Genomic DNA, 6,354 nt, shown 5'->3' with positions numbered 1-6,354 from the left:
GCTGCAGCTTCCTGATCTCAGGTCGCGCCGCAGCCGCCGCGATACACCATCTTTCAGGCACCACCAAGGAAGCCGGTGAACCACCGCAATGCGGTCGGGCCAGTCGCTGGGCGTCAATAGCGGCCCTCAGGCCAGACCGCCAACTGCAAACTACTGCAGAATCCGGTCCAGATTATACTCACCCGAGCGGATGCGGTCGGGGAGCATGGCGACCAGATCGGCGGCGGCTTCGTCGCCGTGCAGCTTGACCAGGGTGGCCAGCGCCGCAAACAGCGAGGCATGCGCCAGCGAACCGGTCTGTACGCCGTCTTCTTCGGCGTCGTTCCAGGCCTCGGCCAGGTATTCGAGCGCGATCTGGCGTTCGCCCTGTTCGCGGTCGAACACGCCGATGCCGGATGCGGGTGTGAAGCTGGTTTTGCTCGTGGTCATGACATCTCAACTAGCATAGGCGGGGGCGGCGGGCGCGCCGGAAGTAAGCCGAAGGTTAACAAAACCTGCGCATTTATAGCGATGTCCACAGCTCAGACCAGCCTATTCGGCAAACCGGGCGTGAATGTCGCGGGCGATGCGCTCGGCCTCTTGCAGCAGGCGGGCCAGAGCCTCCTGCGCTGCCGGTGTACAGGCATGGTGGAAGCGCGCATAGGCGGTATAGCCGGCATTGAAGGCGCCCGCCAGCCTCTGCCTTCGGTCTTCGTCAGGTTGGTCCAAAGCAATCAGCTCGGCCATCTGGGCGCGCCAGTCTTCGCCACGGCTGCTGCACAGCGGCTGCAGGAAATAGAGACTCCCCATGATCTCGGACAGCCGCTCCATCTGCCGCTGATAGGGCGGGTCGATGGCCAGCGCGGGCATGGGCGCCAGCACCAGCAGCAGGGCAAGGACGAAAATGCGCAGCTGGTTGGTCATGGCAGTCCGCAGGTTGGCGCTTCCCTCTATCAGCTTTGCGCCAATATGGTGAAGGCCCTCGCCAACACGTCATCCAGCCGGCTGGTGGTGCGCAGGGCGATCAGCGCGGTCGGATCGACCCAGAGGTGGTCGGCGACTTCGTCGGAGGCCACCACCTTGCCGGTGAAGTCGCCGGTGACAAAGACCTGCAGCCGGAACGCCAGGTCCCGTCCCAGCGCCTGCAGCATGACCGGGCGCGGATTGCGGATGGTAACGCCGATTTCCTCGGCGATCTCGCGGATGGCGCATTGCTCGATGCTCTCGCCCGGCTCCAGGCGCCCGCCCGGCAGGGTCCACAGCCCCTTATAGGGGTCATAGGCGCGCTTGATCAGCAGCACCTTGCCATCGCGCACCAGGGCGACGCTGGCAGCATTGGGGAGATCGGTGGGTTGGTCGTGGGTCACGGTGCGTCCGATTGCGATTCGCTGATGCACAGACTACCTGTTGTTGGCCAATTGGGAGATACCGAACATGTGCGGCCGCTACGCGTCCACCCTGCCGCCCGAGATGATGGAAGAGCTGTTCAAGCTGCTCAACCATGTCGAGCTGGTGCCGCGCTACAATATCGCGCCCACCCAGCCCGTGGTGGCCATCTGGGAGGAGGGCGGCCGGCGCGAGGGCCATTTCGCCCGCTGGGGCCTGGTGCCGCGCTGGGTCAAGGATCCGCGCGACTTCCCGCTGCTGGTCAATGCAAGGGTGGAGACCATGGGCGAGAAACCCGCCTTCCGCGACGCGCTCAAGCATGGCCGCTGCATCATCCCGGCCAGCGGCTATTACGAGTGGCACACCAATCCCGACAAGTCCAAGCAGCCCTATTACATCACCATGGCAGACGATCGCCCCATGGCGCTGGCCGGGCTCTATGCCACCTGGGTCGGCCCGGAAGGCGAGGAGATCGACAGCCTCGCCACCATTACCGTGCCCACCAATGCCCAGCTCGAACCCATTCATCACCGCATGCCGGCGATCCTTGAGGGTCAGGCGATCGACGACTGGCTCAATGTGCGCGAGGTGCGGGCCGATGCCGCCAGCCAACTGGTGCTGCCGCTGGCCGACGGTGCGCTCAAATTCCACCCGGTCTCGACACGGGTCAATTCCGCCCGCGACGACGATCCCGGGCTGATCGTGCCGGTGACGGTGGAAAAACCCGAGCCGGTTCGGCTGAAGAAGGCGGCCGGCGGCGGGCAGCTGGACCTGTTCTAGACCCCGATCTCGAAATAGCCCAGCGCATCGCCCATGGCGTCTTCTTCATAGCCCAGATGGGACAGCAGCACGCGTTCGAGCGCCTGGTAGACTTGCTTGGCATCGTCGAAATGACTGGGGCTGGGATCGCCCGCCAGGGCATTGAGCGCGTCGACCAGCGCCAGCAATAGCTCGTGCACCACCACATGCTCGGCAGCCAGCCGCTCGGCTATGGCCTTGAACACGCCGCCCTGCTGGGCCAGGGCCGGGAAGATGGCATAGTCCTCGATCGAATGGTGCGTATGCACCACCTGGCAATATTGGCCGCACAGATTGCCGAAGCGGCGATAGTTCGAGACCATGGCCAGGCTGTCGGTTTCCGCGGCGATCTCGGCCGGCGTGACGCTGCCGGCCGCGGCGCGCTCGATCAGCTTGCCCAGCGTCTGCATATTGTCGCGCAGGTGATCGTGGATCATCCGCAGATGTTCGCCCGGCCGGCGCTGGGCCGGGGTCAGCCCCTCCAGCTTGGGCGCGGGGGGACGGGTGGCGTCGTCGAGAAAGGCGATATTGAGCAACATGGCCGATAGATGGAGCGGTTTTCCGGCAAGGGCAAGACGGCACCAAAATGTGACCGGGATTGCCATTCGAGCCTAGCTCTCATGGCCTTCTCTCCCAAATCCGCTCCACCGGAGCGGATCTAGCCTAGGGGTCGGTTCGAAGCATCTTCCCCGGATTGAGAATCCCCTTGGGATCGAGCGCCGTCTTGATCGCCCGCATCATGTCGAGCGCCACCGGGTCTTTTACCTGCCGGAGCAGATCCACCTTGAGCTGGCCGATGCCGTGTTCGGCCGAGACCGAGCCGCCCAGCCGGAGCACGATGGCGTAGATCGCCGCGTGCAGCTTCTCGTCATTCTCGGCCATGAAGGCCTTGGCGTCGGCGCCGACCGGCTGGCTGAAATTGAAGTGGATATTGCCGTCGCCCATATGGCCGAACGGCACCGGGCGAATGCCGGGCACCAGGCGTTCCGCCGCCGCAATGCCCTCGGCGATCAGCTGCGGCACCGCGGCAATCGGCACCGAGACGTCATGCTTGATCGAGGCGCCTTCCTTCGACTGAACCTCGCTCATCTGCTCCCGGAAGGCCCACATCCGCGTGCGGTCGGAAAGCGATTCGGCAAATACCGCATTGTCGATCAGGTCCCGCTCGAAGGCGGCCTCGACGGCTGCCTGCAGCGCCCCCGGCGTCGTGCCGGCCATGCGCGAGACTTCGATCAAGGCGTACCAGGGCGAGGGCGAAGCGGTGGGGTCGGCATCGAGCATGCCGTGCCGCAGCTGCATGTCGAGCCCCAGCAGGGGCATGATCTCGAAGGCATTGAGGCGCCCGCCGACCCGGGCGCGCAGCAATTCGAACAGCGGCAGCGCGGCTTCGGGCCCGGCAATGTTGACCAGGGTGGTCTCGTAGTCTTCCGGCTTGGGAAAGATCTTGAGCGTCGCCGCCGTGATGATGCCCAGCGTGCCCTCGGCGCCGACCAGCAGGTCGCGCAGGTCATAGCCGGTATTGTCCTTCTTGAGGGAATTGAGCCCCTGATAGAGCCGCCCGTCGGCCAGCACGGCCTCGACGCCCATGGTCAGCTCGCGCGCATTGCCATAGGCCAGCACATTGACGCCGCCGGCATTGGACGACAGCACCCCGCCAATGCGGGCCGAGCCCTGCGAGGCCAGCCAGAGCGGGAAGATGGTATTTTCCGCTTCGGCCGCCTTGTGCGCATTTTCGAGGATCACCCCGGCCTCGGCCGTCATGGTGCCGGCGGCTTTGTCGATGGCGCGGATGCGGTCGAGCCTGCCCAGGCTGACAATGACCTCGTCGCCGCGCAGCGGCACCTGCGCACCGACCAGGCCCGTATTGCCGCCCTGCGGGATGATGCCGACGGCGTGCTCACTGGCCCAGCGCAGGATGGCCTGCACCTGTTCGACCGAGCCGGGCAGGGCCACGGCGGCCGCGCCGGTATGGAAGCGCTTGCGCGGCTCCTTGAGATAATTGCCCATCTGCTTGGGCGCGCCAATCACGGCAGGCTCGCCCAGCAGGGCAGTGAGCTGGTCGACGATGCTGGCGGCAGAAAGGGACATGGGAAAACCGGAAGTTGGGCTGCGGCGCGGCGGTCGCAGCGGTGGGATATCGACAATGAACCATGCTCCCGCCGGCAGGCAAGCACCGCCTGCGCGGACACATGGCTGCCCCGCGCCAGCACCGGTAGCATGGCCGACGAATTCGGCTACGTTAATATGGGCTTTAGCGGTACCGGCTTAAAGCTTGCGCACCATGGGGCGGGCGACAGCCCCGACCACGACCGAGACGGCGGGCCGAATGGCTTGCCCCAGAGCCGGCTTCCATGTCGGCAAGAGCAGGCAGGATCATGACGAGCTATCAGTGGCCGGACTTCTATTTTGCCCGGCATGGTGAAACCGACTGGAACCGTGAACAGCGCTATCAGGGCAGCCGTGACATTCCGCTCAACAAGACCGGACAGTTGCAGGCCGACGCCAATGGCCTGCTGCTGCGCGAACTGCTCGAGCGCGACAGCGTCGATCCGGCCTCGCTGCGCTGGTTTGCCTCCCCGCTCAGCCGCGCTTCCGAGACCATGGACCGCATGCGCGCTGCCTTCGACGTGGCGCTGCCGCCGGTCATCCATGACAAGCGGCTGATCGAGATTTCCTTCGGTACGCTGGAAGGCCGGCTGCATTCCGAAATCAACCGCGAACTGGCGCTGGCGCCGGGCGAACGCGATGCCAGCTACTGGCATTTCCGGCCCGAGGGTGGCGAGAACTACGAGGACGTGGCCACCCGCCTGCTCGATTTTGCCCAGGAACTGACCCAGCATACTGTGGTGGTCGCCCATGGCGGTGTGCTGCGGGTGCTGCGCCACTTGGTGGAAGGCACCGAACGCGGTGAAGTGCTCAACTGGCCGCCGCCGCAGGGCGTCATCGCCCATTTCGTCGGCCATCGCATGACGCTGCATTCGGCCACCAAAACCTGGGACGCCGACTGAGCGCGCCGAGCTTGATTGACCACTCGCCCGTAGGACCCTAGAACGTCGGCAACATCCGGGGTCTGCCATGTCATTCAATACCTTTGGCCATCTGTTCCGCTTCACCACCTGGGGCGAAAGCCATGGGCCGGCGCTCGGCGTGGTCGTGGACGGCTGCCCGCCGGGCCTGACCCTGACGCCGGAAATTATCCAGCGCGACCTCGACCGCCGCAAGCCGGGCCAGTCCAAATATACCACGCAGCGCCGCGAGGCCGACGAGGTCAAGATTCTCTCCGGCGTGTTCGAGGATGAGCGCACTGACGGGCCGCGCACCACCGGCACACCCATCTCGCTGCTGATCGACAATACCGACCAGCGCTCCAAGGACTATTCGGAGATCCGCGACAAGTACCGTCCCGGCCACGCCGACTACACCTATGACCAGAAATACGGCATCCGCGACTATCGCGGCGGCGGTCGCACCTCGGCGCGCGAAACCGCGGCCCGCGTCGCGGCCGGCGCCATTGCCCGCCAGGTGCTGACGGGGATCACCATCCGCGCCAGCCTGGTTCAGGTCGGGCCGCACAAGATCGACTACGCCAATTTCGACTGGGACCAGGTCGACCAGAACCCCTTCTTCTGCGCCGATGCCACGGCGGCCGCGCTCTGGGCCGACTATCTCGACGGCATCCGCAAGCAGGGCAATTCGGTCGGGGCAGTGATCGAGGTGGTCGCTGAAAATGTCCCCGCCGGCTGGGGCGCGCCCATCTATGGCAAGCTCAGCGCCGACCTGGCCTCGGCCATGATGAGCATCAATGCGGTCAAGGCCGTCGAGATCGGCGCCGGCTTCGAGGCCGCCAGCCTCACCGGCATCGACAATGCCGACCAGATGCGGGCCGGGGCGGACAGACCCTATTTCCTCTCCAACCAGGCCGGCGGCATTCTGGGCGGCATTTCCAATGGCGATCCCATTGTCTGCCGCTTTGCCGTCAAGCCGACCTCCTCGATCCTGACCCCGCGCCAGACCGTGACCACGGGCAACGAGGATACCGACATCATCACCAAGGGCCGCCATGACCCCTGCGTCGGCATTCGCGCCGTGCCGGTGGGCGAGGCCATGATGGCCCTGGTCCTGGCCGACCACTACCTGCGTCACCGCGGCCAGACCGGCCGCGAGGGCGCCGTGGGCTTCGAGCGCAATTAG

Annotated in this window: 8 protein-coding genes; 3 read left to right on the top strand and 5 right to left on the bottom strand. The window is 65.5% G+C overall.

The features are described 5' to 3' along the window. Positions 1-150 precede the first annotated feature (150 nt). The 3 genes from AC4NN3_RS01670 to AC4NN3_RS01660 all read right to left on the bottom strand — a co-directional run bounded on the left by AC4NN3_RS01670 (position 151) and on the right by AC4NN3_RS01660 (position 1,346). Positions 151-429 carry a hypothetical protein gene (locus AC4NN3_RS01670; RefSeq protein WP_491925407.1) on the bottom strand — a complete coding sequence of 93 codons (279 nt, stop codon included), beginning with the start codon at positions 427-429 and terminating at the stop codon, positions 151-153. Between the two features lie 102 nt (positions 430-531). After that, positions 532-903 (bottom strand): TIGR02301 family protein, encoded by a 372-nt coding sequence (locus tag AC4NN3_RS01665; RefSeq protein WP_491925406.1) that lies wholly within the window; start codon positions 901-903, stop codon positions 532-534. Between the two features lie 29 nt (positions 904-932). Then, positions 933-1,346 (bottom strand): NUDIX hydrolase, encoded by a 414-nt coding sequence (locus AC4NN3_RS01660; protein WP_193336695.1) that lies wholly within the window; start codon positions 1,344-1,346, stop codon positions 933-935. Positions 1,347-1,413: 67 nt separating this feature from the next. On the opposite strand from AC4NN3_RS01660, the gene AC4NN3_RS01655 reads away from it, so the two are divergent. Further along, on the top strand, positions 1,414-2,145 hold the full coding sequence (locus tag AC4NN3_RS01655; RefSeq protein ID WP_491925405.1) for an SOS response-associated peptidase: 732 nt from the start codon (positions 1,414-1,416) through the stop codon (positions 2,143-2,145). Here AC4NN3_RS01655 and AC4NN3_RS01650 read toward each other — a convergent pair. Together AC4NN3_RS01650 and AC4NN3_RS01645 are read right to left on the bottom strand one after the other, a co-directional pair. Next, positions 2,142-2,702 (bottom strand): hemerythrin domain-containing protein, encoded by a 561-nt coding sequence (locus AC4NN3_RS01650; protein WP_491925404.1) that lies wholly within the window; start codon positions 2,700-2,702, stop codon positions 2,142-2,144. The genes AC4NN3_RS01655 and AC4NN3_RS01650 overlap by 4 nt on opposite strands. A 124-nt stretch (positions 2,703-2,826) precedes the next feature. Next, positions 2,827-4,251: an FAD-binding oxidoreductase gene (locus tag AC4NN3_RS01645; RefSeq protein WP_491925403.1), complete on the bottom strand. Its 1,425-nt coding sequence runs from the start codon at positions 4,249-4,251 to the stop codon at positions 2,827-2,829. A 287-nt stretch (positions 4,252-4,538) separates the two neighbouring features. Here AC4NN3_RS01645 and AC4NN3_RS01640 point away from each other — a divergent pair, with 287 nt between their 5' ends. Both AC4NN3_RS01640 and aroC read left to right on the top strand, forming a co-directional pair. Then, positions 4,539-5,171, top strand: coding sequence for a histidine phosphatase family protein (locus tag AC4NN3_RS01640; protein ID WP_491925402.1), 633 nt, complete (start codon positions 4,539-4,541; stop codon positions 5,169-5,171). A 67-nt stretch (positions 5,172-5,238) separates the two neighbouring features. Then, on the top strand, positions 5,239-6,354 hold the full coding sequence (gene aroC / locus AC4NN3_RS01635) for a chorismate synthase (RefSeq protein ID WP_491925401.1): 1,116 nt from the start codon (positions 5,239-5,241) through the stop codon (positions 6,352-6,354).

This window comes from Devosia sp. MDV22-iso42, from assembly GCF_058629155.1.
This window is presented reverse-complemented; position numbering and strand designations above follow the sequence as displayed.

Bases quoted from the DNA above. Each gene is read 5' to 3' on its own strand.
- aroC (WP_491925401.1), top strand. From the start codon at position 5,239: ATGTCATTCAATACCTTTGGCCATCTGTTCCGCTTCACCACCTGGGGC.
- AC4NN3_RS01670 (WP_491925407.1), bottom strand. From the start codon at position 429: ATGACCACGAGCAAAACCAGCTTCACACCCGCATCCGGCATCGGCGTG.
- AC4NN3_RS01665 (WP_491925406.1), bottom strand. From the start codon at position 903: ATGACCAACCAGCTGCGCATTTTCGTCCTTGCCCTGCTGCTGGTGCTG.
- AC4NN3_RS01655 (WP_491925405.1), top strand. From the start codon at position 1,414: ATGTGCGGCCGCTACGCGTCCACCCTGCCGCCCGAGATGATGGAAGAG.
- AC4NN3_RS01645 (WP_491925403.1), bottom strand. From the start codon at position 4,251: ATGTCCCTTTCTGCCGCCAGCATCGTCGACCAGCTCACTGCCCTGCTG.
- AC4NN3_RS01640 (WP_491925402.1), top strand. From the start codon at position 4,539: ATGACGAGCTATCAGTGGCCGGACTTCTATTTTGCCCGGCATGGTGAA.
- AC4NN3_RS01650 (WP_491925404.1), bottom strand. From the start codon at position 2,702: ATGTTGCTCAATATCGCCTTTCTCGACGACGCCACCCGTCCCCCCGCG.